The sequence below is a fragment of the Sagittula stellata E-37 genome, assembly GCF_039724765.1.
GTDB lineage: Bacteria > Pseudomonadota > Alphaproteobacteria > Rhodobacterales > Rhodobacteraceae > Sagittula > Sagittula stellata.
In genome coordinates this window covers 754,224-777,283 of the sequence record NZ_CP155729.1, presented here as the reverse complement: position 1 = coordinate 777,283, position 23,060 = coordinate 754,224, and the positions used below count along the sequence as shown (strand labels likewise).

The 23,060-nt window shown below is 64.2% G+C and carries 18 protein-coding genes; 9 read left to right on the top strand and 9 right to left on the bottom strand.

The window, feature by feature from the left end; genetic code table 11:
• Positions 1-24 precede the first annotated feature (24 nt).
• Positions 25-1,395 (top strand): aspartate aminotransferase family protein, encoded by a 1,371-nt coding sequence (locus ABFK29_RS03540; protein WP_005854704.1) that lies wholly within the window; start codon positions 25-27, stop codon positions 1,393-1,395.
• A 61-nt stretch (positions 1,396-1,456) separates the two neighbouring features.
• On the opposite strand, the gene ABFK29_RS03535 is transcribed toward ABFK29_RS03540, so the two are convergent.
• The gene (locus ABFK29_RS03535) at positions 1,457-2,083 is read right to left on the bottom strand and encodes a glutathione S-transferase family protein (RefSeq protein WP_005854702.1); all 627 of its coding nucleotides are present in this window, start codon (positions 2,081-2,083) and stop codon (positions 1,457-1,459) included.
• Between the two features lie 277 nt (positions 2,084-2,360).
• On the opposite strand from ABFK29_RS03535, the gene ABFK29_RS03530 reads away from it, so the two are divergent.
• The 3 genes from ABFK29_RS03530 to ABFK29_RS03520 are packed head-to-tail and all read left to right on the top strand — an operon-like array spanning position 2,361 to position 5,782.
• Positions 2,361-3,038 carry a hypothetical protein gene (locus ABFK29_RS03530; RefSeq protein WP_005854700.1) on the top strand — a complete coding sequence of 226 codons (678 nt, stop codon included), beginning with the start codon at positions 2,361-2,363 and terminating at the stop codon, positions 3,036-3,038.
• 3 nt (positions 3,039-3,041) lie between these two features.
• Positions 3,042-4,097, top strand: a complete 1,056-nt coding sequence (locus ABFK29_RS03525; protein ID WP_005854698.1) for a hypothetical protein — start codon at positions 3,042-3,044, stop codon at positions 4,095-4,097.
• Complete coding sequence (locus tag ABFK29_RS03520; protein WP_005854696.1) at positions 4,094-5,782, top strand: Dyp-type peroxidase; 1,689 nt, start codon at positions 4,094-4,096, stop codon at positions 5,780-5,782. Before ABFK29_RS03525 ends, ABFK29_RS03520 begins: the two co-directional genes overlap by 4 nt.
• Here the strand turns inward: ABFK29_RS03520 and ABFK29_RS03515 are convergent.
• Positions 5,779-8,286 carry a chemotaxis protein CheB gene (locus ABFK29_RS03515; RefSeq protein WP_040603983.1) on the bottom strand — a complete coding sequence of 836 codons (2,508 nt, stop codon included), beginning with the start codon at positions 8,284-8,286 and terminating at the stop codon, positions 5,779-5,781. The two genes, ABFK29_RS03520 and ABFK29_RS03515, sit on opposite strands and share 4 nt — an antisense overlap.
• Between ABFK29_RS03515 and ABFK29_RS03510 the strand changes: the two genes are divergently transcribed.
• Complete coding sequence (locus ABFK29_RS03510; protein WP_157136374.1) at positions 8,200-9,237, top strand: hypothetical protein; 1,038 nt, start codon at positions 8,200-8,202, stop codon at positions 9,235-9,237. The genes ABFK29_RS03515 and ABFK29_RS03510 overlap by 87 nt on opposite strands.
• A 20-nt stretch (positions 9,238-9,257) precedes the next feature.
• On the opposite strand, the gene ABFK29_RS03505 is transcribed toward ABFK29_RS03510, so the two are convergent.
• The 7 genes from ABFK29_RS03505 to iolD form a co-directional block, all read right to left on the bottom strand.
• Positions 9,258-10,151, bottom strand: coding sequence for an aminoglycoside phosphotransferase family protein (locus ABFK29_RS03505; protein WP_005854691.1), 894 nt, complete (start codon positions 10,149-10,151; stop codon positions 9,258-9,260).
• Between the two features lie 82 nt (positions 10,152-10,233).
• Positions 10,234-12,573, bottom strand: a complete 2,340-nt coding sequence (locus ABFK29_RS03500) for a TRAP transporter permease (protein ID WP_005854689.1) — start codon at positions 12,571-12,573, stop codon at positions 10,234-10,236.
• A gap of 50 nt (positions 12,574-12,623) precedes the next feature.
• A complete protein-coding gene (locus ABFK29_RS03495; RefSeq protein ID WP_005854687.1) occupies positions 12,624-13,676 on the bottom strand; it encodes a TAXI family TRAP transporter solute-binding subunit in 1,053 nt (350 codons plus the stop codon).
• A 31-nt stretch (positions 13,677-13,707) separates the two neighbouring features.
• Positions 13,708-15,396, bottom strand: coding sequence for a sulfatase-like hydrolase/transferase (locus ABFK29_RS03490; protein WP_005854685.1), 1,689 nt, complete (start codon positions 15,394-15,396; stop codon positions 13,708-13,710).
• Positions 15,397-15,523: 127 nt separating this feature from the next.
• Positions 15,524-16,435: a LysR substrate-binding domain-containing protein gene (locus tag ABFK29_RS03485; protein WP_232281492.1), complete on the bottom strand. Its 912-nt coding sequence runs from the start codon at positions 16,433-16,435 to the stop codon at positions 15,524-15,526.
• A gap of 54 nt (positions 16,436-16,489) precedes the next feature.
• Positions 16,490-17,305: an SDR family oxidoreductase gene (locus ABFK29_RS03480; RefSeq protein ID WP_040604089.1), complete on the bottom strand. Its 816-nt coding sequence runs from the start codon at positions 17,303-17,305 to the stop codon at positions 16,490-16,492.
• Positions 17,306-17,307: 2 nt separating this feature from the next.
• Positions 17,308-19,164, bottom strand: coding sequence for a 3D-(3,5/4)-trihydroxycyclohexane-1,2-dione acylhydrolase (decyclizing) (iolD, locus tag ABFK29_RS03475; RefSeq protein ID WP_005854679.1), 1,857 nt, complete (start codon positions 19,162-19,164; stop codon positions 17,308-17,310).
• A 97-nt stretch (positions 19,165-19,261) separates the two neighbouring features.
• Between iolD and iolG the strand changes: the two genes are divergently transcribed.
• From iolG to ABFK29_RS03455, 4 genes are read left to right on the top strand one after another with little or no spacing between them, the layout of a single operon-like run.
• Positions 19,262-20,263: an inositol 2-dehydrogenase gene (iolG, locus tag ABFK29_RS03470; protein ID WP_005854677.1), complete on the top strand. Its 1,002-nt coding sequence runs from the start codon at positions 19,262-19,264 to the stop codon at positions 20,261-20,263.
• A gap of 1 nt (position 20,264) precedes the next feature.
• The gene (locus ABFK29_RS03465) at positions 20,265-21,065 is read left to right on the top strand and encodes an HpcH/HpaI aldolase family protein (protein WP_005854676.1); all 801 of its coding nucleotides are present in this window, start codon (positions 20,265-20,267) and stop codon (positions 21,063-21,065) included.
• The gene (locus ABFK29_RS03460; RefSeq protein ID WP_005854674.1) at positions 21,065-22,027 is read left to right on the top strand and encodes a hydroxyacid dehydrogenase; all 963 of its coding nucleotides are present in this window, start codon (positions 21,065-21,067) and stop codon (positions 22,025-22,027) included. The genes ABFK29_RS03465 and ABFK29_RS03460 overlap by 1 nt, the downstream gene beginning before the upstream one ends.
• Entirely contained in the window at positions 22,024-22,893 is an 870-nt protein-coding gene (locus tag ABFK29_RS03455) for a MurR/RpiR family transcriptional regulator (RefSeq protein WP_005854672.1), read from the top strand. The genes ABFK29_RS03460 and ABFK29_RS03455 overlap by 4 nt, the downstream gene beginning before the upstream one ends.
• Positions 22,894-23,060 lie beyond the last annotated feature (167 nt).

Sequence of the window (23,060 nt, the reverse complement as noted above, 5' to 3'; positions counted from 1 at the left end):
GCTGCCGCAAAGGAGGAGAGCCATATGCTGACCAACGACCAGCTGTCCCAGTGGGACCGCGAAAACTTCTTCCATCCCTCGACGCACCTTGCCCAGCACGCGCGCGGAGAGACCGCGACCCGCGTCATCACCACCGGGCAGGGTTGCCACATCGAGGACCGTGACGGCACCAAACTGTTGGACGCCTTCGCCGGCCTCTACTGTGTGAACGTGGGCTACGGCCGGACCGAGATCGCCGATGCCATCGCCGCGCAGGCCAAGGAACTGGCCTATTACCACGCCTATGTCGGCCACGGCACCGAGGCGTCGATCACCCTGTCGAAGATGATCCTCGACCGCGCGCCCGCGCATATGTCGAAGGTCTACTTCGGCCTGTCCGGCTCGGACGCGAACGAGACCAACATCAAGCTGATCTGGTACTACAACAACATCCTTGGTCGCCCCGAGAAGAAGAAGATCATCTCGCGCTGGCGCGGCTACCACGGCTCGGGCCTGATGACCGGTTCGCTGACCGGGCTGGAACTGTTCCACAAGAAGTTCGACCTGCCGCTGGCACAGGTGATCCACACAGAGGCGCCCTACTACTTCCGCCGCCCCGACCTTGCCATGTCGGAAGAGGCGTTCAGCGCTTACTGCGCCGCCGAGCTGGAACAGCTGATCGAACGGGAGGGCGCGGACACCATCGCCGCCTTCATCGGTGAGCCGGTTCTGGGCACCGGCGGCATCGTGCCTCCGCCGAAAGGCTACTGGGAGGCGATCCAGCCGATCCTCGAAAAGCACGACATCCTGCTGGTCGCGGACGAGGTCGTGACCGGCTTCGGCCGCCTCGGGACGATGTTCGGGTCGGACCACTACGGCCTGAAGCCTGACCTCATCACCATCGCCAAGGGCCTGACATCGGCCTATGCACCGCTCTCCGGGTCCATCGTCGGCGACAAAATGTGGAAAGTGCTGGAGCAGGGCACCGACGAGAACGGCCCGATCGGCCACGGCTGGACCTATTCCGCGCACCCGATCGGGGCTGCTGCCGGTGTCGCGAACCTGAAGCTGATCGACGACATGAACCTCGTGGCCAACGCGGGCGAGACCGGCGCGCACTTCCGCAAGGCGATGACCGATGCGCTTGGCGACCACGCCAAGGTCGGAGACATCCGCGGCGAAGGCATGCTCTGCGCCGTCGAACTGGTCGACGACAAGGACAACCGGACCTTCTTCGATCCGTCGCAGAAGGTCGGCGCTCAGATCGCCTCGGCTCTCCTGTCCAAGGGCGTCATCGCACGCGCCATGCCGCAGGGCGACATCCTCGGCTTTGCTCCGCCGCTGTGCCTGACGCCCGCAGAAGCGGAAGAAGTCGCGACGAAGACGGGCGAAGCGGTCCGCGACGTCCTGGGCTGATCAAAGATGACGGCATGGCCGGGGACACGCGTCCCGGCCATGCCGACCGACTTACAGGCAGTCAGCCTTTCAATTCCGAATAGTCGACCATGACGTGCTCCCGGTAGGCCGGGCGTTCCACCAGCGCGGCGTAGTAGTCCTCCAGCCCCGCCGGCGGCTTTCGCGGCAGGTCGAGCGTGAAGTACCGGTACAGCACATGCCCCGCCATGATATCGGCCCGGCTGAACTGGCCGTCGACCAGCCAAGGCCCCGCGCCGCGCCGGGCCATCGCAACGCCCGCCAGTTCCTCGAACCGTTCAAGCGCACCCAAGACCGCCGGCATGTCGCGATCCGCTTCAGGCGTCCGGTAGTAGCCCCAGAAGACCGGCATGGTGAACGCGGCGCACATCGTGTATTTGGCCCATTCCGCCCACATGTCCTGCTCCGGCCCTTCGGCAATGGGGCCGGGTCCATGGCTGGCAACCAGGTAGCGCAGGATCACGGCGCTTTCGAACAGCGTATGACTGCCGTCCTCCAACACGGGCACGAGGCCCATCGGGTTCATCGCGCGAAACGCTGCCGTATCGGTTCCGCCGAACCGCCCGCCCACGTCCCGCCGGTCGACCTTCAGGCCAAGTTCCGCAGCCCCCCACATGACCGCCTGCACGTTCGAGGACGTCTTGCGCCCGTGTATCACCACTCCGGCCATCTTACCTCCATGGAACGCATCGTTTTCGATGCCTCACGAACTCTGCGGCCACCTTCGCGTCCGATATCCCCAGCCGTCAATCCGGATAGAGTGTACCGCACGTCCTTTCTCCGGATACCATTTTCGACATCCAAGAGCGTCCCGGCGGATGCATCCGTGCTTTGATCGGCCGAACCCGCCGATCTGCGCAAACTCTCCCTAAGGCTGAAAACATTTCTGAAAAACGCCCAGCCATGTTAACGTAGCGTCAAAGCTATTTCAGCACCGAGGGATTATTATGTCGAACATTGCCGGCAAGGCCTATGCCATGAATGTGGTAACGCCCAGCCATCCCCGGATCACCTGGGTCAACCGCCTCTTGTTCATGGCCGCACGCGGGCTGCCCGAAAACCTTGCCGGGCTGCTCGGCCTGTCGCTGATCCACTTCGCCCGTTGGGTCATCATCCGGCGGAAGGACTGGCCAGACCTCGGACAAGGGGAGCAGCACCAGCTCGACAACGACTACGTCCTGTTCCTGTCGAACTTCAACGGCACGTGGGACCAGTACATCGATGCCTTCTCGGACGGGATTCCGAAGGGTCTGGACCTGTTCTGGTATTCCGCCACCAAATACCCGCTGTCGATCCCGATCACCCCGTTCAAGACCTACATCACTCACAATCAGATGTTCACCGACCACTACTACAACGCCACGCCCGGTTCGGCGCAGCGGGACATAAAGTCGGCGCTGAAGGTCTATGACGCCGTCCTGACACTAGACAAGGCCCATGCCGACCAGACCCCCGAGGAGTTCGCCGCAAGCTGGCGCGCCGCGATGACCAAGGTGCAGGGCAACCTTGGCGAGCCGGGGTTCGGCCCGGTCGCCAGCCTAGACACCGAACGCGCGGACCAGAACCGCGAAGCCTACGTCCGCAAGGCGCAGGCGACGTTCGACCTCAGACGGGCGAGGAGCTGAGCCATGCCGGATCTCGACTCGGGCCACATCTTCCTGACCACCCTCGCACCGATCCGAAACGGCACATGCGCCGACGGACACGGTTCTTGGCGGCAACGGGTGCGCAACGCGCTTATGGAACTGCCCACCGCCCAGCAAAGCCCCGCGACGATCAAGTCGGGCATGACCAGCCCCTTCGCCCGCAACATGCGCACGCATCTTGCGCGCATGTTCGTGCTGGACGATGTGATCTACAACGGGCGCGAGGGGCACGATGCCATCGCCTCGACCCTGCGCAGCTTGACCGGCGACAAGGACGCCGGCAATCCCGCGATCCCGCAGCACACAGACTTCCTCAATTGCTCCTACCTCGTCTTCTGTGCCGACATCGACGCGGTGAAATCCGAAGGAGCCTCCCTGCCGACGACCCTGACAGCCGCCGAACAAAGGGATGTACGCACGTCGTATGCAGAGGAGCTGTGGCACACGATGGGAGAGGAGCTGACCGCGATCTACTCCAATTGCGTGGGCTTCGACGGCATCGACAGCGCACGGAAATTCGCCGATTATCTCGACCGCTGCCACGTCGAAACGACGATGCCATTCCACGACTACTACATCGACGACCCTTCCGGTGCCTTTCACCGGCTGCCCCTCAAGGCGCTGGCAGCCGCTGTCGGCATTCCGGCCATTGTCACTCTGCTGGCCCTGTTGTGGGCGCTGTTCACAAGCGCTCCGATGCCGGTTTTCGGCGGCAATCCGATCTGGACGGCCCTGATCGGCGGGGCGGTCACCTGCGCCGCCTTCGTGGCATCGGTAAGATACGCCATCGCGAACGGCGAGAAGCCCTTGCCACCGGGACCCTACGACGATCTGCGGTCCGTGTTGAAGGCGCTTTACGTGCAGCAGAGCTTTGCCGACCTGGCGATCGACATGCAGGGCGCGTCGCCCGAAGAGATCCACGCGGCGTACGGCACATGGTCCGCCGCGCATCGTCCCGCCGATGTTGCCGGACCGAGCCAGCCGCCAGGTGTCATCGAGACACCGCGCGCCGCCAGACCGACGGAGGGCGCGGCATGAGCTATCGCCTCGACCTGGACGACATCCAGGGCAATGTCGTGCGTGCATACGGAAAGTATTCATATCCGTTCGCACGCTACTTCTTCCTCAACATCTCGGATGCGGCGAAGGGACGGGCGTTTGTCGGCGAGGTCTCGAAACGTGTGACCACCGCCGCCCGCTGGCCCACGCCAGAGGCCCGGCCGCGCTGCACGCTCAACATCGGCTTCACCTTCTTCGGCCTGTTCCGGCTCGAAGTCCCGACCCGCACGCTGCAAGCGCTGCCAGAGGAGTTCATCGCCGGCATGAAGGACCGCGCCTTCCTGCTGGGCGACCGCGATCAGACGATGACGGAAGACCAGGCCGACCGGCAGAACTGGGACGGTCATTGGGACCCGATCTGGCAGCGCAACCGGCGCGGCGACGGGTACGACGACGACAACGTGCACATATGGATCTCCCTGAACGCCCTCCGCGATGTGACGCCCCAACATGTGCTGGACGGCAAGCCCGATCCGAAACTGACCCGCATAGACCCGGTGCCGGAGCTGGAGGAGACGACACAATGGTTGCGCGACCTGTGCGCGGAGAACGGCGGGGTTCGCATTCTGCCGGGCAACGGACAGGACGGCAGCGCCGATTTCCACGCCGCACAGGCTGTCTTCGACAAGTTCGGAGACATGTGGCTGCCGACTCCCAAGGAGCATTTCGGATTCACGGATGGCATCGGCGACCCGATCTTTGCCGGGCAACTGCCCGAAAAGGATGAGAAAGAGGCTGTCATTGGACGTGGAAAACGGATGGGCAAAGGGTGGGAGCCGCTGAACCCCGGCGAATTCATCCTGGGCCACCCCGACGAGAGCCAGGAACTGCCACCGACCGCGAAACCGCCGGAGTTCATGCGCAACGGCAGCTTCATGGCGTACCGCAAGCTTCACGAGAACGTCGGCAGCTTCCGGGAGGTCATCGCCACCGAGGCCGACCGTTACGCGCGAGTTCAGGGCATTCCGCAGGACGAGGCGCAGGTGACCCTGCGCGCGCGGATGGTCGGACGCTGGCCCGACGGCATCCCGCTGGCACACGCCGCCGCCTTTTCCGACTGGCAGAAGGCCCGCGCGGAAACGGGCATGGACGACCCGAACCCTCTGAAGGCCTACCAGAACCAGATCGCATACATAAAGAGTTCGACGTCTTCGGACTTCCGGTATGCCGATGACATGAAGGGCTACAAGACCCCACCGGGCGCGCACATGCGACGGGTCAACACCCGCGACTACCTCGACCCGCTGAACGCGCCTGAAGGAGAAAACCCGGAGGCCACGACCGCGCTGAACAAGCGGCGCAGGATCATGCGGCGCGGTCTGCCCTACGGCGCCCTGCCGCCCGACCAGCAGACCGACAAGACCGAACAGGGTGTCACGATGATGATCGTGTGCGCCTCTCTTTTCAGACAGTTCGAGTTCATCCAGCAGCAATGGATCCAGTACGGGCTGGATTTTCACCAGGGAAACGACACGTGCCCGATCCTCGGCAATCATGGCAAGCACCGCCGGATGGCCCTGCCAGCGGACCCCCAGAGCGGAGCGTGCCCCTACACCATGAGTCACCTCAAGACCGTGGTGGAGTGCCGGGGCGGCGACTACTTCTTCATCCCGTCGATCACGGCGCTGCGGATGTTGACCATGGGAGTCATAGATCCGACCTAGGCGCTTTCCGTGCTCCACGCCCGTTCAAGAACGACCGTCAGGCCCATCAGCTCATTGTCCTGGACAAAGTATGGCGCGATCACCAGCGACATTTCCTGGTTATCGACCGTAAACCGGACCTTGCCCGTCTCCCGGCGCTTCAGGACTTCGCTGCAATTGTCGATGAGGCGGGGAAACTCTGCGTTCGGCAGTTTGACCTGGCTGATGTGGCCAAGGTGGGCGACACGTTCGGACAGGCCGAAGATCTCGATGGCCCGCTTCGACGCACTCTTGATGTTGAGCATCTGGTCGAGCACCAGCATAGGCAGCGGCAACGCCTCGAGAATGGCGATCTGTTCCACCACCAACTTGTTCAGCTCGTCGGTGTTGATCAGCAGTTCCTCGTTGACCGTGATCAACTCCTCGTTGGTCGACTGAAGCTCTTCGTTCGAGGTTTCCAGTTCCTCGTTTGTGGACTGCAGCTCCTCGTTGGTGGATTGCAGTTCCTCGTTGGTCGACTGAAGCTCCTCGTTCGAGGTCTGCAATTCTTCCATGGTGATCTGCAACGCTTCGCGTGCATCGGCCAACTCATTCTCGACATAGGTGAGGTAGCCCGAGTTTTCCTTGTTGTCGCCGTGGCTTTGACGATCGGCGCTGATCTCAAGAAGGTCGGTTTCGATGGAAACCAGGACATAGCGGGTCTTGCCCTGCGACGGCAACGTCATGGGATAGCAGCGCAGACGGACGCGATTGAACCCCTGCCCGAGCATCTCTCGCCACAGGCCGTCACGGGCCCTGTTGTACTTCAGGCAGAGCGGGATGAGGCTGGCGGCTTCGGAGGCAAGCTCTTCCTTCAGCGTGTTGGTGGTCAAACGTCCGCGCACCGCGTCGGTCACCTTTGTAAAGGCGCTGATGTCACCGAATATCCGGACAAGATCCTTCTGATCGTTCGCGAGAAACCCGATAGGCGCGACCGAGGACGCCAGGACTTCGAACATTTCCTCTTTGTTGGAAGACGACTCCCCCTGGCCGTACTCCTTGCGCGTGTCACGCTTCTGACGGCGTGGAGGGACACCGAACCGCGCCATCGTCTTGTGATCGAAGGCCGAATTTGTCCGTTTGGCGAACAGCTGCATACGATCGGCCGCCTGTTCGAAAAAGGGTCCCATTTCACCCACGTTCTCGGAGGTGCCGAGGAACAGCAACCCACCCGGCCGCAGCGCATACAGGATGCGCGACATGACCTTTTCCTGCAGAGAACTTTCAAAGTAGATGAGCGTGTTGCGGAAGCTGACCAGATCGATGTCCGAAAAGGGCGGATCCTGAAAGACGTTGTGTTGCGAGAACCTCACCATCTTCTGGATCTCCGGCCTCACGCGCAGAAGATTGTCGCCGAGGGTGAAGTACCGGCGGAGCATGGACTCCGGGATTCCGGCCGAGGCTGAAGCCGGGTAGACCCCTGCCCTGCCGCGAGCCAATGCCGCGGCGTCGAGGTCGGTGGCAAAGATCTGAACACCGAGTTCGCCGTCCCCGCCGGTCAGCTTCAGCGCATCGGCCAGCAGGAAGGCGATGGAATACGCCTCTTCCCCCGACGCGCAACCGGGCACCCAGACACGGATCGGCCTGTTGCCGACCTCGGAAAGGTAGCGTCCCAGTTCACGACGCAGGGCATCGAACTGTTCGGGATCGCGGAAGAACCGCGTGACCGAGATCAGCAGGTCGCGGAACAGCGCGTCCAGCTCTTCGACATTGGTGCGGCAGAAGCTGACGTACTGACCGTAGTCGTCGAAGCCAATGGCGATCATCCGGCGCTGGATGCGGCGGCTGACGGTGGTTTCCTTGTAGTGGCGGAAATTGACCTTCGTACGCGCTTGCAACATGTGGAACAGGTCGTCGTATTCGGTCGGCTGCTCGACAAGCGCCTGAAGTTCGGAAAAGTCGCGCGGATGGGCGAGGATGGTTTTCAAGTGTTCGCCGATCTGACGCGGCGACAGGATCAGGTCCACGGCGCCCGTCTCCACCGCCGAGGTGGGCATGGTGTCGTATTTCGCGGAGCTGCTGTCCTGCGCGATCGTGATCCCACCGGCCTCGCGGATCGCCTGGACACCATAGCTGCCGTCGCTGCCGGTGCCCGACAGGACGATGCCGACACTGTGTTCCCCGTAGGATTCGGCGATGGACCGGAACAACCGGTCGGCCGAGGGTTTAGGCTCTGCCGGCAGGCCCGACGGCGTACGCGGGTGAACCATACCGTCTTCGACGACCAGATCGGTTTTGGGCACCGGCACGTAGATCGTGTTCGGCTCGATCGGCAGGGCGTCCTGCACAGCCTTGACCGCCAGGCGTGTCTCTCTGGAGATTAGGGTCGGCAGGACGCTGTCATGATGCGGCGACATGTGCTGCGCCAGGATGTAGGCGCAGTTGAGGTCCGTCGGCAAATGCTGGGCAAGCAGGGATATCGCTTCGAGACCGCCGGCCGACGCAGCGATGCCGACCACCGTCTGAACATTTCCAGTATCGCTCATCTGTTGTCCCCGATCCGGCGCGCCGTGCCTTCGGCCGCCGTTAAGCTATTATTCACCTGTTTTCGTTTACACATGTTTAACGTGTCGTCTTTGGATTCGGGCGCACGCCTGAATTACGATAACGGCTGGTATGGATTCGTTGCAAAAATGATAGGATTACTCCCAAACGACAGCGGCACGATCGAACTCTGGTTGTTGCGTACCGACCCAGACAGGATTTGGCACCTCGCGAATGCGCGCCTGCGCGGCCGAATGCACTCCAACCGGATGGTCCCCGACACGCCGATCCCCCTGGAAGATGTGTTCCAGCCGGTGATCGCCCGGATCCTTCTGGGGCATCTGCAGTGCGTCGAGGACACGGCCGTTTTCAGCCAGTCGGACTTCCAGGTCCAATTGCCCGGGCTGGCTTTGCACGGGCTGCGTGTTCTGACCCATTTCAATCGCGACGGCCATGCCTCTGCCAACGTCCGCTTCGTGCGCAGTGTGGGCGAAAGCTCCGCCATCTTCCAGGAAAGCTACCGCTCCGACCGAACGATGGACCGCAGCCTGAGCGACATGGCTCTTCCGGTTCTGCAAGAACTGTTGTGCCCCGCGCTGGAGGCCTTCGATCACATCCTCGAACATGGGCTTTCAGAGCAGCAGACCGAACTCCTGCAGGCCCGGGTCAAGACGATGCGTTCGCGGCGCGACGAACTCTCGGATTACATCACATTGCTGACGCGGTATCTTGAAACCGTCAGCAAAGAACCCGGCGACGATGGTGACGCGGTCCATATCGAACTGGACCGGGACGTGCCGGTGCCGGGCATCGTGGGCAAAAACCTGGACATCGCCGCACGGGGCACGTCGCGGACCGGCACGCTGCGATGGACGGCAAAGGGCGGCACGGTGCGGGGCGAAGACCTCGGCATCCTTCACGGCCACCAGAAGGCCATCGACACGATTAGCTGATCAGTCTCAGTTGGGTTCGATCAGCAGGGGGCACCCAGTCCAAGCCGGCCAAAGACGCAGCGGCTCTCATCGCATATGGCTTCGAACCCCGGCTGATCCTTGTAATGGGCGAGGATTACAACCGCATCGTAAAGCGCCCATCCGCGCGCACGCCGCCAGAGATCGTCGCTTGCGCCAAGCGCCTCCTGGAAATTGGACATCTCCCACTCCGGCACCCAGCGCCACGCGACGGCAACGTCCGCCGCCGGATCGCCCACCGCCGCCCGGCCCCAGTCGATCACGCCGACCAGCTCACCATCGCGGGCAATCATGTTCGATGCGCGCAGATCGCCATGCAGCCAGCGCGGCTTGCGCACCGGGCTGGCATCCAGGGCGCTGAGCCATGCCTCTCGCGCGACTTCCGGTTCGAGTTCGTCGTCGAGCTTCGAGAAACACGTAAGTACCTGCTGCGTGACCTCCTTCAGGTTGACGCCGCGATAATGGTTTGCCTCTCCGGCCAGCGGCGCATCGCGGGTCGATTTCTTCCACAGCGCCTTGAGAAAGGCCGCAAGGCTCTGAACCGCTTCGGCCATATCCGAAACCTCGGTCTCGTCGGCCTCTACGCCGTCTATCCAGTCGACGATGGTGAATGGCCAGTTGAACTGCTGCGTCGGCGCGCCCAGCACGCGAGGCACCGGCACGGACAGCGGCAGATCAGCGAGACGCGGCAGCCACTTGGCTTCCGTTTCGAGCATCTGCACGACTTCGGGGCGCCGCGGCAACCGGACAGCCCATTTGTCGCCAAGCCGAAACATCGCGTTGTCCGCGCCAGAGGCGGCCAACGGCTGAATCCTCTGGCCGCGCCATGTGTCGCCCTGGGCCGCGACAAGGGACCCGACCAACCTCTCGTCGGAAAGGATGACGACGTCGTGCATGCCGTTGCTCCGTTGATTGACCACTCTACCAGCAGATTTGCACGAAAGTCCGCCGGAGGCCAAGGCCGTGTGTGGCCATGTGTCAGGTCCGAACCGGCCCGCGACGCATGGCCGAGCTGCCGTGCCACAGCAGGTAGACCGCCGCCAGCCCGAGCGCCGGAAGGAAGATCACTGCCGCCTTCATCATCACGGCGACCGCCAGACCGAGGCGCAGGATGACCTCGGGCGCTCCCATCGCCCGCATGTCATAGCGTGCCAGCGCCCCTGCCATCAGATAAAGCCCCAGCGCGAGGCGCGCGCCGACAGACGCCAGGCCCAACCAGTCGATTCCCGGCCCATAGCCCTCGATGTACACCTGCGCCCCGGCCGTGGCCGTGGGATCCAGCTTGGCCGGATCGATCAGCAGGAGTTCGGGGTAGAAGGCGAAGACGAACGGCAAAACGAACATCACCACACCGGCGCGCACAGCGGCAAAGCCGGTGGCCATGGCGTCCGCCTTGGTGATCGACGCCGCAGCGAAGGCCGCGACCGCGACCGGCGGTGTGATCGCGCTCGCCACCGCGAAGAAGAAGATGAACATGTGCGCCGTGAAGTTCGCGATGCCCAGCCCGACGACCAGAGGCCCCATCAAGAGGGCCACGTTGACGTAGGCCGGCACGGTCGGCATCCCCATGCCCAGGAGGATTGCCAGCAGCATCGTCACGAAGAGCGCTGCGAACAGGAAGATGCCACCACCCTGTACCTCGGCCCCGAAGGCGCGCAACAGACCCAGCACATCCCGCGCGACAAATCCCGACAGTCCGGTGAAGTTCAGGCAGAAATCGATGACAGAGACCGACAGGAACATCAGGTAGAGGGTCGCGATCAGAACCCCCGCGTCCGCGAAGGCCCCGACCAGCGCGCGCGGTGCCTTGCGGAATTCGGGGTCCAGGCAGAACAGCGCGACAAGCAGCAGCACGGCCCACCAGCCCGCCGAACCGGCATCCCCTGCAGAGTTCTGGACGATCTGGAGCAGGAAAGGCAGGCTCTCGGCCACGCAGGCGGCCCCCTCGCCGCTGCGCTCGACGCCGAGCAGCGTGCCGAAGATGCCGCAGCCCACCGCCTCTTTCGGGGTGATGAGCAGCATGAGGATCAGCAGGATCGGCAACAGGATCATCAGCAGGTTCAGCCGGTCCTGGCCATTCAGAATCATGTCGGGTGTCTTGTCGCCGACCGCCTCTATGCCCTGTTTGCGGGCCTGGAAGTGTACCGTCAGGAAGAGGCAGCCGAAGTAGGCAATCGCAGGGATGACCGCCGCGACGATAACCTCGCGATAGGGCACCACCGTCATGGCTGACAGCACGAAGGCTGCCACGCCCATGACCGGTGGCATGATCTGCCCTCCGGACGATGCGGCGGCTTCGACACCGCCCGCGAAGGTCTTCGAAAACCCGCGCCGCAGCATCATGGGGATGGTCAGGACGCCGGTCGACAGAACGTTCACCACCGGCCCGCCGGAAATCGTGCCGAACAGCGCGCTCGACACGATAGCGGCGTGGGCCGGGCCGCCCTTCAGCCGCCGTGTCCAGAGGAACGCCAGCTTGATCAGCGACTTGCCCCCGGCCGAGATCCCGAAGAGCGACCCGAGCACGATGTAGGGGAAAACCGTCGACAGCAGGATGCCCATGAACCGGCCCAGCAGACCCTGCGCATTGTTGACGAGGATATCCTCGACATTCGGACGGCCGTCCATCAGCGAACGCGGCTCGCCACCCAGTTTGGTGATGAGGTACTTGTTCATGTCCTCGGAGCCGAAGAAGTACCAGATCCCCACGGTAATGAGCGTGTAGGCAAAGATCAGGATCGCCACAGCGACCAGCGGTAGACCCCAGACCCGCACGTTGTAGCCCAGGAAGACGGCGATGCCCGCCCCCACCACGGCGAAGATCCAGACGCCAAGGTTGCGGATACAGGCAGGATCGTCCACCGATGTCGGCGCGGGCAGCCCATAGAGTTCGGCGAATTCCTTCTCTTCCAGCAGGGCACGGGCGATCAGTTCGGCGCGTTCGCCGGTGAATTGGTCGATCAAGCACACCGAGTCGATCTCGATCAGGTATGCCGCAGAAACCGCTACGGCCATCGTCACCAAAAGGATGTCCATGAAGGCGCCGAAACGACGGCGCCCCGGGCCAAACCCCCGAACCGTCCAGTCCGCCCAAAACGAATGGTTGCAGGCCACGGTCAGCATCATCAGCACGAAGGCGATGGGATAGAGCCATTCGTAGGGGAATCTCCGGATCGCGAAGGCCGGGTTGCCGGTCACATCCTGCGCCCAGGCATCCAGGCCGGGGATGGACGGAATGGTGTTGAGCATCCCGATGGTCACGAGGATCAGCCCAAGTGCCTGCGCGGCACGCTTCAGGAACGGCATCTTGTCCGACATCTCAGGATCTCCCGGCAAAGGGGGCGGGCCCGGCAGCCCGCCCTGTCAGGTCACTTCGCGCAGTCCGGAACGTCGTACCCGGCCTCTTCCCATGCAGCGATCGCGCCGGGGTGGTACTTCAGGGTCAAGGCTCCGCAGAAACCGGTGGTTCGTTGATCCAGCACGTCGAAATTGACGTTGCCGGCATAGGGCGCGCGCTTTTTCAGCTCCGGGAGCGAGGCGATGTAAGCCGCCGTGACCTCTTTGACCAGTTCGTCGGACAGATCGGCGCGCACGTAGGCCGCGAAGGGCACGCCCGGCGAGCGGAAGGTGTCATCCTCGGAAATCACGTTCACGCCCTGGTCCGGGCCATAGCCCATGTCCGCGATCTTGACCTCGACCGGGCTGTTGCCCGGGGCCGACAGGAACTTCTCCATCCCTTCGCTTTCCCAGATGTCCTTCGGGAAGGAGACGATGTTCACGTCACCGGCTGACAGCGCCATGACCACGCGATCCGAGGGGAAGGTGATCGGCACAAGGAAGGCTTCGGCCGAGCCGTCGACCAGCGCGGTCGGCAGTTGCCCCCAGTTGGTCTGGTAACCGGTGTAGTCCTCGCCGTCCTTGAAGCCGCCCGACCCCAGCAGGATCGTCTGACGCCCAAGCGTCAGGGCCGCGCCGCGCGGCGGACCGTTCCAGACCGTGCGTCCCTTGAGGTCCTGATAAGAGGTGATGTTCGACGCCACCGGCGCGAACAGCCCGTAGGCGCCCGCATTGAACGGCGCGATGGCGCGGATGTTCTGCACAAGATCCTTGCCGCCCTCACCGATGTTGGAGAACGGCCCGCGCCCGTTTTCCAGCAGGAAGAAGAGGATGGTGGGCGCCGTCACCATATCGGACTTGCCCTCGGCCACGTTGACCATGGAGTTGGTGGCGGTCTGGCCTTCCTGCACCTGCACGTTGGCCACGCCCTCGCGAGCAAGCACATCGGCAAGGTGCATCATCATCAGGTGCGGCGAGTTGCCTGCACTCGATGTCTCGGCGCTCAGGTTGGCCTGCGCCTGCGCCATGACACCTGTCACCGCAAGGGCGCCTACAACGGCGGCCGTCTTCAAGAATGTCTTCATGGTTCTCCTCCCCAAGACATGGTTCCCTTCGTCACTCTCCGGGTGTGCCCGGCGTCGTCCCGCGCATGTCCTTCGCCTTGCGCCCGGTGTACTTGGCCGTCAGTTCCTGCGGCAGCTCGGTCTCCTCCACGATCCCGATCAGTACCCCGGTCCGGCCTGCGCCCAAGGTCCGCTCCTTCACGAAAGCTTCGTTCGACATGGTCGTCCGCGCCGCCGGGCGCCGTGCCCAGACGTGCAGGTGGTCGTACATCCGCGCCCTGACATCCGCATGGGCGGCACTCGCGCCCAGATCCTCCAGTTCCTGCGGGTCGTTCCTCAGGTCGAAAAGCATGGGACGGTGGCCACTTTCGAAATGGATCATCTTCCAGTCTTGGTTGGCGACCATGAACATGCGCGACTGATCCGGGTGCAGACCCAGCCGACCGGCCAGCGGGCTGCTGGAGTAGTCGTATTCGCAGACCACCACCTCGCGCTCTGGCGCCGCGCCCCCTCGGAGCATCGGCAAAAGCGACTGGCCTTCGAGAATGTGGTCGAGTTTCGCTGGATCGCCGCCCGCCACCTCCACGAAGGTGGGCAGGAAGTCGATGCATTCGACCAGCGCGTCGGAGGTCGTACCGCGCGTGGCATCCGCCTCCGGCGAGGGGTCGTAGACGATCAGCGGCACCTTGACAGACGCCTCGTGGAAGAAGGTCTTTTCGCCCATCCAGTGATCCCCCATGAAGTCGCCATGATCGGACGTCACGACAATGAGCGTGTCCTCCATTCGGCCGGTGCGTTCGAGGAAGTCGAACAGCACGCCCATCTGGTCGTCGCACTGCTTGATGAGCCCCATGTAGGCGCGCAGCACCTTCTCGCGCACGTCGTCGCGGGCCAGCGCCTTACCGATGGGTGCATTCTGGAACCCCTTGAAAACAGGGTGATCCGTCTCGCGCTCGGTTTCCGAAGCGACGCGCGGCAGGAAGTCCTGCGGTCCGTACATCGAGGCGTAGGGTTCCGGCACGATATAGGGCCAGTGCGGCTTGATGTAGGACAGGTGACAGCACCATGGTCCCTCCGCCTGCTCGATGAACTCGATCCCGCGGCGCGTCAGATAGGGGGTTTCGCTGTCGTCTTCACGGATGTTCGCGGGCCGGTCGGAGTTTTCGAGAAACCAGCCCGACAACACGTTGCCGTCGTCGTCCAGTCCGGAATTGGCATAGTCGTGCCAGGGATTGTCGCTCTCGTAGCCCTTGCCGCGCAGGTATTCGTTGTACTTCAGCGCGCCGCCCTCGTCATAGAGCCCGTCCGGCCCCTCGGGGCGCATGCCGTCGTCACGCTCGAAGATGTCGAAGCCGCATTCGCCGACCCGCGCACCGATCACGCTGTCCTGTTCCAGCCCGAGCCTGCGCATCCCCTCGGCGTCCGCCGCCATATGGGTCTTGCCCACCAGCCAGCAGCCCATTCCCAGATCGCGCAGATGGTCGCCCATCGTCAGCTCCCCGACCTTCAGGGGCACGTTGTTCCAGGATGCCCCATGCGAATGGACGTAGCGCCCGGTGTAGGTGGACATCCGCGACGGTCCGCACAGCGGCGACTGGATCGTGCAGCGGTCGAAGCGCATCCCCTTCGACGCCAGCCGGTCCAGGTTCGGTGTCTTCAGATGCGGATGGCCGTAACAGCTCAGGTAATCCCAGCGGAGCTGATCGAACATGATAAACAGGATATTCTTCGGAGCCGCCATGCGCGCCGTTCCCCCCTTGGATTGTCGCGCTCTGACGGCGCCGTTGCTGCAAGCTAGCGGCGGGAGGCGCAAACATGAAATCGATTCTACGCTTTTAGTATACCGGATCGGGTATGGCTTGCTGCTGTCAGGCGTAGTCCCGCGCCACCACCCGCACCACTTCGGCAAAGCGTGCGGCCTCCGGCGACAGGGCCCGTCCGGAACGGAAGGAGATACCGACGGACCCGACAAGTTCCTCGCCGGACAGGCCCAGTTTCACCAGCTCGCCCTCCGCCAGTTCGTGCCGGATCGCGCCAAGCGGGATCGCCGCGACAGAGGGCGTCTCGCGCAGGAAACTGCGGGTGAATTCGAAGGACACCGTCTCGATCTGCCGGCGGAACCGGGCCAGGCCGCGCGCGGTCATGAACTTGTCCAGCTCGCGGCGGATGATCGTCCCGGCAAGCGGCACCACGACCAGTTCGGCCCCGACTTCTGACAGCGTCACGTCATCGGGCCGCGCGGCGAAAGGGTGCGTGTGGTGGACGGCAAAGACGATGTTTTCGGGATACAGGTGTTCGAAACTGACGCCGTCCATGTGTTCGAGCGAAAGGAGACGGCCCAGCAGCATGTCGATCTCGCCCCGGTTCAGGCGCACGATCAGCTCCGACACGTTGGCCCAGTGCAGCTCCAGATCGACGTCGGGGGCATCCTCCTTGAACATGACCGACGACCGCATTGCCAAGGTTCGCGCCACGTTCGGCAGCATGCCCACGGAAACGCGCGGCACCGCCGCCGTCCCACCCGCCAGCCGCACGCCCTCTTCCATCTGCGAGACTGCCGGGTCCAGGTGGCGGCGCAGTCGTTCGCCCGCCTCCGTCAGCGTCAGACCTCGCCCGCCACGTTCGAACAGGGGCTGGCCGACCAGCTTCTCCAGTTCGGCCAGCGACCGCGACACCGCGGGTTGGGAGGAGTTCATCTCTCTCGCCGCCGCGGTCATCGACCCGCAGCGCGCGATGGTCAGGAAGCAGCGGACATGCCGCATCCTCAGTCTGTTCAGCAAGACGACTTCCCCTTACGTTCCCGGGGCGGAGCCTAGCGCCGCCCCGGCCAAAGGTCACGCCGTCAACGGCTCTGCCGGGGCAGGGGCCTGCCCGTCGTAGCCGCCCCAGACCGACTGGTCGAAGTGGATCACCGCACCCGTCATCATGCCGCTGTCGTCCGACGCCATCCAGAGCACGGCCCTGGCCACTTCTGCCGGTTCGAGCAGCCGCCCGAAAGGCATCGTCGCCGCCACACGGTCGATGAAGCCGGCATCGCCCTGCTCGGACTCCTGAAGCGCGCGTTCGTTGTCGGAGTTCATCCACCCGATATCGAGCTGGTTCACCCGAATGCCATTGCGCATCAGGGCAAAGCCGGAGTTCCGCGTCAGCGTCGCCAGCGCCGCCTTCGAGGCGCAATAGGGCGCGATGAACGGCTGACCCGCGTGCTCGGACGTGGACCCGATGTTGACCATCGTGCCCTTAACCCCCTCCCGGCCCATCAGCTTGACCGCATCCTGCATCAGGAAGAACGGCGCACGGGTGTTGATCGCGAACATGCGGTCGAACATCTCGGGTGTCGTGTTCAGCAGGTTGCCCCGATCCGTCAGCCCGGCCGCGTTCACGAGGATGTCGACCCGGCCAAATGCCTTGTCGACCGCGGGCATGATGGCCTGCACGTCCTCGACGCTGGCGAGATCGGCGGCGATCATCTCTACCGGGACGCCGGTCGCCTCGGTGATCGAGGCGGCCACTTTCAGGCCCTTGTCCACGCCTCGTCCGACAATCGCGATGCCCGCCGCGCCCGCTTCGGCAAACAGGCGTGCGATGGCGGCGCCCAGCCCCTGCGTGCCGCCAGTGACGACGGCGATCTTTCCATCTATTCGGTTCATCCTCATACCCCCTGCCGCTGTTTGCGGCGCAATGCTTCCTGTCCGTCCCGCGCCTTGCGGACGCTTTCCCGTTCGTTGATTTCCGGCACGCCCACGTACCAATCGGCGCCGCCGTCGGTCCAGACATGGGCGTCCGTCTCGATCACCAGCACCGTGGTACGGTCAGTGGTCTGCGCCCAATCCATCGCGGTCTCCAGGTCGGTCAGGCTTTCGCAGAACCGCGCTTCTGCCCCCATCGCCCGCGCGTGGGCGGCAAAGTCGACGTGTGGTGGCGCGTCCCGGTTCTGCACCCGCGCGTCCTTCAGCAGGTTGTTGAAGCCGGGCACGCCCATGCCGGTCTGAAGCCGGTTGATGACGCCGAACCCGCCGTTGTCGCAGACCACCACGATCATCTTGTGACCGGTCAAAACCGTCGAGTAGATGTCCGAGTTCATCATGAGGTAGGACCCGTCGCCGACCATGACGATCGGCACACCTTTGCCTTCCTTTGCCATGGCATGGCCCCAACCGCCCGCGATCTCGTATCCCATGCAGGAAAAACCGAACTCCAGATCGTAGGTGTGGGGCGCCTTCACCCGCCAGTTCTTGGCCGTCTCGCCCGGCAGACCACCCGCCGCGGTCACCATGGTGTCGTCGGGCGAGGCCTTGCGATTCACGACGCCGATCACCTGAGCGTAAGAGGGCACCGCCGCGTTGGTTGGCTTCTGCCCCTCGTCCAGCGCAAGGTTCCACTCGGCATACAGTTCCTGCGCGCGCGCCATCTGCGCCGGATCGCAGGTCCAGTCCCCCAGCGCCTCGTCCAGTTCGGTGATGCACTCCAGCGCGTCGCCCACGACCGGCTGGGCAAAGTGCTTCGACGCATCGAAACGCGCGGCGTTGATGTTCAGGAACTTGGCGTCCGGCGCGAAAGTCGTCCACGACCCGGTGGTGAAGTCCTGCATCCGTGTGCCTATCGCGATCACCACGTCCGCCGTCTCGGCCAGTTCCTTCGAGGCGTCCGTCCCCTCGATCCCCATGGCGCCGGTATAGGCCGGGTGATCGTGCACGACGGCGCCTTTGCCGGCGATGGTTTCCGTCATCGGGATGCCGCGGCGCACGGCGAAGTCGGCCAGCGCCTCGCCCGCGCCGGAGTAACGCACGCCACCGCCCGAGATGATCAGCGGGCGTTTCGCGCTTTTTAGCAACGCCACCGCCGCTGCGACCTCCGACCTTGCGGGACGGGGGCGCGGGATGGTCCAGACCTTCTCGGCAAAGAAGGCCTCGGGGTAGTCGTAGGCGATTTCCTGTATGTCCTGCGGCAGGCCGATGAAAGCCGGGCCGCAGTCGGCCGGGTCCAGCATCGTCGTGACCGCCTGCGGCAGAGACGACAGGATCTGCGCCGGATGTACGATCCGGTCCCAGAACCGCGACACTGCCCGGAAGCCGTCGTTCACCGTGGTCGACGGGCTGCCGTAATGCTCCACCTGCTGCAACACCGGATCGGGCAGACGGTTGACGAAGGTGTCCCCCGACAGCAGCAGCACGGGCAGCCGGTTCGCATGGGCCACCCCCGCCGCAGTGATCATGTTGGTCGCCCCGGGCCCGACCGAAGAGGTCGCGACCATGATCTGTCGGCGGCGTTTCGCCTTGGCAAAGCCCACCGCCGCAAGGGCCATGGACTGCTCGTTCTGGCCGCGCCATGTTGGCAGCCTGTCCTGCACCTGTTCCAGCGCCTCGGACAGACAGGTCACGTTGCCGTGGCCGAAGATCCCGAAGACGCCCGCGAACAGCGGAACGCGCTCTCCGTCGATCTCGGTGTGTTGGGCGCAAAGCCAGCGCACCAGCGCCTGCGCCATGGTCAGGCGGACTGTTGCCGTCATACCGATTCCTCCTCCTCTTTGGGGAAAAACCTACGGAACGATCATTGACAATGCAACGTCATTGCAACGATCATTGCAGAAACTTCGGGAGGACCCCATGACCAGAATCGCATTGCTCGGCTGCGGTCGCATCGGACGCATGCACGCCGAGATCATCGCGGCCCACCCGCGCGCTAAGCTTGCCGGCGTCTTCGACGTCCATTCGCCCAGCTCCGAAGAGGTTGCCGTCAGGCTGGGCGTGCTCCAGTACGACTCGCCCGAGGCCGCCTTCGCTTCCGACGCAGATGCCGTCCTGATCGCCACTCCGACCGCGACCCACGTCGACTTCATCAAGGCCGCCGTCGCCGCCAACAAGGCCGTCCTGTGCGAAAAACCCGTGGACCTCGACTTTGCCCGCGCGCGGCAATGCGCGGAGGACGTGAAGGAGGCCAGCGCGCCGATCATGATCGGTTTCTGCCGCCGCTTCGATCCCGGCCACCGCGCCGCACGCGACGCCCACCGCAATGGCCAGCTGGGCGAGCTGCATCAGGTGGTCATCACTTCTCGCGATCCGGGGATGGCGCCGGACGGGTACATCGAGACCTCCGGCGGCATCTTCCGCGACATGACGATCCACGACCTCGACCTTGCCCGCTTCATGCTGGACGAGGAGGTGACGCATGTCACCGCCACCGGCGCGCGCCTGATCGCGCCCGCCTTGATGGAACGGTGCGGCGACTACGACACGGTGACGGTCATCCTGACCACCGCTTCCGGCAAGCAGGCGATCATCACCAATTCGCGCGAAGCGGTCTATGGCTACGACCAGAGGGTCGAACTGTTCGGATCGGGCGGCATGGCACTGTCCGACAACCACCGGGAAAACGCCGCAGAGGTCTGGGGCCAGGGCTTCACCCGGCACGCGGCACCACTCCAGCACTTCTTCATCGAGCGTTACCGGGCGGCTTTTGTCGCCGAGATCGACAACTTCGTCGACGCCTGCGCCGGGACCGCCGTGCCCGAAGCGTCGCTTGAGGACGGCGTGAAGGCTCTGGCCCTGGCCGAAGCGTGCTTCCGGTCGATCGCCGAAGCCCGGACCATCGCGGTAAAGGACGTCTGACATGAAGAACAAACTCAAGGCGCTGTGGGCCGAAGGCAAACCGGCGATGAACGGCTGGTGCTCCATCGGTAACCCGTTCACGGCCGAGATCATGGCCGCGCAGGGTTACGACTCCGTCAGTGTCGACTGGCAGCACGGCGCGCTCGACTACGCCGACATGCTGGCGATGCTGCAGGCGATGCGGGCCAGCGGCGTGACCCTGATGGCGCGTGTGCCATGGCTCGATCCGGCGTCGATCATGAAGGCGCTGGACGCCGGCGCCATGGGCATCATCTGCCCGATGATCAATTCCCGCGCGGAGGCGGAGCAGTTTGTTTCCTACATGCGCTATCCGCCGCAGGGCCAGCGCAGCTTCGGCCCGACGCGCGTGGGCTTCGCAATGCCCGGCTACGGCACGCAAATGAACGACGAGGTGCTGGCCCTGGCAATGATCGAGACGCAGGGCGGCGTCGACAACCTCGAAGAGATCGCCGCCACCCCCGGGCTCGACGGGATCTACGTGGGACCTGCGGACCTGACGCTCGGGACACAGGGCGGGCGACTACCCCCCGGCTTCGACCGTCGGGAGCCCGAGATGGTCGACCTGATCAAGCGCATCGCGCAGGTCTGCAAGGCGAACGGCATCAAGGCCTGCCTGCATTGCGGGACACCGGACTACGCGGCGCAGGCCATCGGTTGGGGCTACAACCTGACCACGGTCGGCGGAGATTCGCGGCTGCTTGCCGCCGCGGCCAGCGCCTCCGTGAAACGGTTCCGCGACCTGACCGGCGCGGGCGCCGATGGCAACGAAGGAGCCTACTGATGCCCCATGTGCTTGTCGCCGGAAAGCTGCACCAGTTCGGGCGCGACATTCTGGATGCCGCGCCGGACATCACGACCACCTACATCGACGAGATATCCGAAGACAGCTACACCCCACATATCGCCGGGGCCGATGCCCTGCTGATCCGGACGCAGGCTCTGACCTCGCCGACCATCGACCGGGCGGACCGGCTGAAAATCGTATCCCGGCATGGGGTCGGCTATGACGCGGTGGATGTCGCGGCGCTCAATGCGCGGGGCATCGCGCTTGCCGTCTGCGGCGACGCGAACTCCACCTCGGTTGCCGAACATGCCTGCATGTTGATCCTCGCGGCGTTCAAGCGGGCCTTGCGCGCGGACGTGGCGGTGCGGCGTGGACCTTGGGGATGGCGCAACCAACTCGAGTCACAGGACATTCGCGGCCGCAACCTGCTGATACTCGGGTTTGGCCGCATCGGACAGCACACCGCAACGATGATGTCGGGCTTCGGCATGAACATCCGGGCGCACGATCCCTACCTGCACCGCCACGGCTGGCCGGACGGCGGCATTCCCGCATTCGAAGACCTGGGCGAGGCACTGGGCTGGGCGGACGTGATCACGGTCAGCGCGCCCAAGGGCGACCGCCCCCTGATCGGCGCGGCAGAGTTCGAGGCGATGAAACCCGGGGTGGTGATCGTGAACACTGCCCGGGGTGGCATCGTGGACGAACGGGAACTCGCAAAGCACCTGAAGTCGGGCAAGGTCTCTGCCGCCGGTCTCGATGTCTTCGAGGCAGAGCCGCTGCCTGCGATCCACCCCCTGAAAGGGTTCGACCAGGTGATCCTTTCGCCGCATATCGCGGGCGTGACCGAAGGCGCAGCAGAACGCATGGCGGTCGCGTCCGCGCAGAACGTCCTCGACTTCTTTGCCGGAAAACTGGACCCGGCGCTGATCGTCAACCACGTGCAGATCGCACAATGACGGCATCCGCGCCCCCGGCAGATTACGAGGAGCTCATACGCCTGATCCACGACCGTTTCGACGGTATGAGCAAGACCTACCAGCAGATCGCAGAGTATCTGACCCAGAACCCCAACGAGGTGGCCGTGCTCTCGGTCAACGCCAGCGCGGCCCAGTGCGGGATTCACGCGTCCAGCTTCGTGCGGTTCGCGCAGGCCTTGGGCTATTCCGGCTTCAAGGACCTGCAGACGCTCTTCCAACGCCGCCTTTCCACGGCCGCTCCGGGCTTCGAGGCGCGCAAGAAGGCGTTGGAAGGCGATCTGCGCCAGCATGGCGGCACGGCGCCCGATGCGCTGCATGACCTTGTGCTGCGCGATATTGCCTCCCTTCAGGACCTGCTGGACCGCACCGACCCGGAAGCCATGACCCGCGCGGCCGAAATGATAGACAGCGCCCGCACCGTCTATCTGATCGGCCAGCTTCGGTCGGAACCGGTCGTGGTCCTTTTACGCTACATCCTGACGATGCTGGGCAAGCCCTGCGTGCTGCTGGATGCGGCGGGTGGGCTGGCCACGCACGTGGCGCGGAACATGTCGGAGGCGGATCTTCTGATCGCCGTGGCCTTCCGCTTCTACGCCAACGAAGTGGTCAACGTCGTGCAAGAGACAGCCGGCAAGGGTATCCCCGTGATCGCCATTTCCGACAGCACGCTGTCGCCGCTCAACAAGCCAGCGACGCTCCTCTTCGCGGTGCCAGAGCACGACTACACCTTCTCCCGCTCACTGGCGGCGCCGATGTGCCTCGCGCAGGCATTGATGGTGGCAGTCGCCGCGCGGTCGCAGCCCGGGGCCGAACTGCCGCGCATCCCGACGGTCACGACGCGCTAAACGGAATCCGCCCGAAGCCTTACCCTGTGAGACAAGATATGGTCGGCACCGTCGTCAGGCGAAGCGAACCCGCGCATCGACCGACGGCTCCACCCCTTACGGCCATCGATCCACCGCCTGCCAGCCCGTCAGGCGACCGCACGGGAAGCGATGCACGACCGGAATCG

What these genes read in the sequence shown, in the direction of transcription:
- ABFK29_RS03540 (WP_005854704.1), top strand. Translation starts at nt 25, where the DNA reads ATGCTGACCAACGACCAGCTGTCCCAGTGGGACCGCGAAAACTTCTTC.
- ABFK29_RS03535 (WP_005854702.1), bottom strand. Translation starts at nt 2,083, where the DNA reads ATGGCCGGAGTGGTGATACACGGGCGCAAGACGTCCTCGAACGTGCAG.
- ABFK29_RS03530 (WP_005854700.1), top strand. Translation starts at nt 2,361, where the DNA reads ATGTCGAACATTGCCGGCAAGGCCTATGCCATGAATGTGGTAACGCCC.
- ABFK29_RS03525 (WP_005854698.1), top strand. Translation starts at nt 3,042, where the DNA reads ATGCCGGATCTCGACTCGGGCCACATCTTCCTGACCACCCTCGCACCG.
- ABFK29_RS03520 (WP_005854696.1), top strand. Translation starts at nt 4,094, where the DNA reads ATGAGCTATCGCCTCGACCTGGACGACATCCAGGGCAATGTCGTGCGT.
- ABFK29_RS03510 (WP_157136374.1), top strand. Translation starts at nt 8,200, where the DNA reads ATGCTGGGCAAGCAGGGATATCGCTTCGAGACCGCCGGCCGACGCAGC.
- ABFK29_RS03515 (WP_040603983.1), bottom strand. Translation starts at nt 8,286, where the DNA reads ATGAGCGATACTGGAAATGTTCAGACGGTGGTCGGCATCGCTGCGTCG.
- ABFK29_RS03505 (WP_005854691.1), bottom strand. Translation starts at nt 10,151, where the DNA reads ATGCACGACGTCGTCATCCTTTCCGACGAGAGGTTGGTCGGGTCCCTT.
- ABFK29_RS03500 (WP_005854689.1), bottom strand. Translation starts at nt 12,573, where the DNA reads ATGTCGGACAAGATGCCGTTCCTGAAGCGTGCCGCGCAGGCACTTGGG.
- ABFK29_RS03495 (WP_005854687.1), bottom strand. Translation starts at nt 13,676, where the DNA reads ATGAAGACATTCTTGAAGACGGCCGCCGTTGTAGGCGCCCTTGCGGTG.
- ABFK29_RS03490 (WP_005854685.1), bottom strand. Translation starts at nt 15,396, where the DNA reads ATGGCGGCTCCGAAGAATATCCTGTTTATCATGTTCGATCAGCTCCGC.
- ABFK29_RS03480 (WP_040604089.1), bottom strand. Translation starts at nt 17,305, where the DNA reads ATGAACCGAATAGATGGAAAGATCGCCGTCGTCACTGGCGGCACGCAG.
- iolD (WP_005854679.1), bottom strand. Translation starts at nt 19,164, where the DNA reads ATGACGGCAACAGTCCGCCTGACCATGGCGCAGGCGCTGGTGCGCTGG.
- iolG (WP_005854677.1), top strand. Translation starts at nt 19,262, where the DNA reads ATGACCAGAATCGCATTGCTCGGCTGCGGTCGCATCGGACGCATGCAC.
- ABFK29_RS03465 (WP_005854676.1), top strand. Translation starts at nt 20,265, where the DNA reads ATGAAGAACAAACTCAAGGCGCTGTGGGCCGAAGGCAAACCGGCGATG.
- ABFK29_RS03460 (WP_005854674.1), top strand. Translation starts at nt 21,065, where the DNA reads ATGCCCCATGTGCTTGTCGCCGGAAAGCTGCACCAGTTCGGGCGCGAC.
- ABFK29_RS03455 (WP_005854672.1), top strand. Translation starts at nt 22,024, where the DNA reads ATGACGGCATCCGCGCCCCCGGCAGATTACGAGGAGCTCATACGCCTG.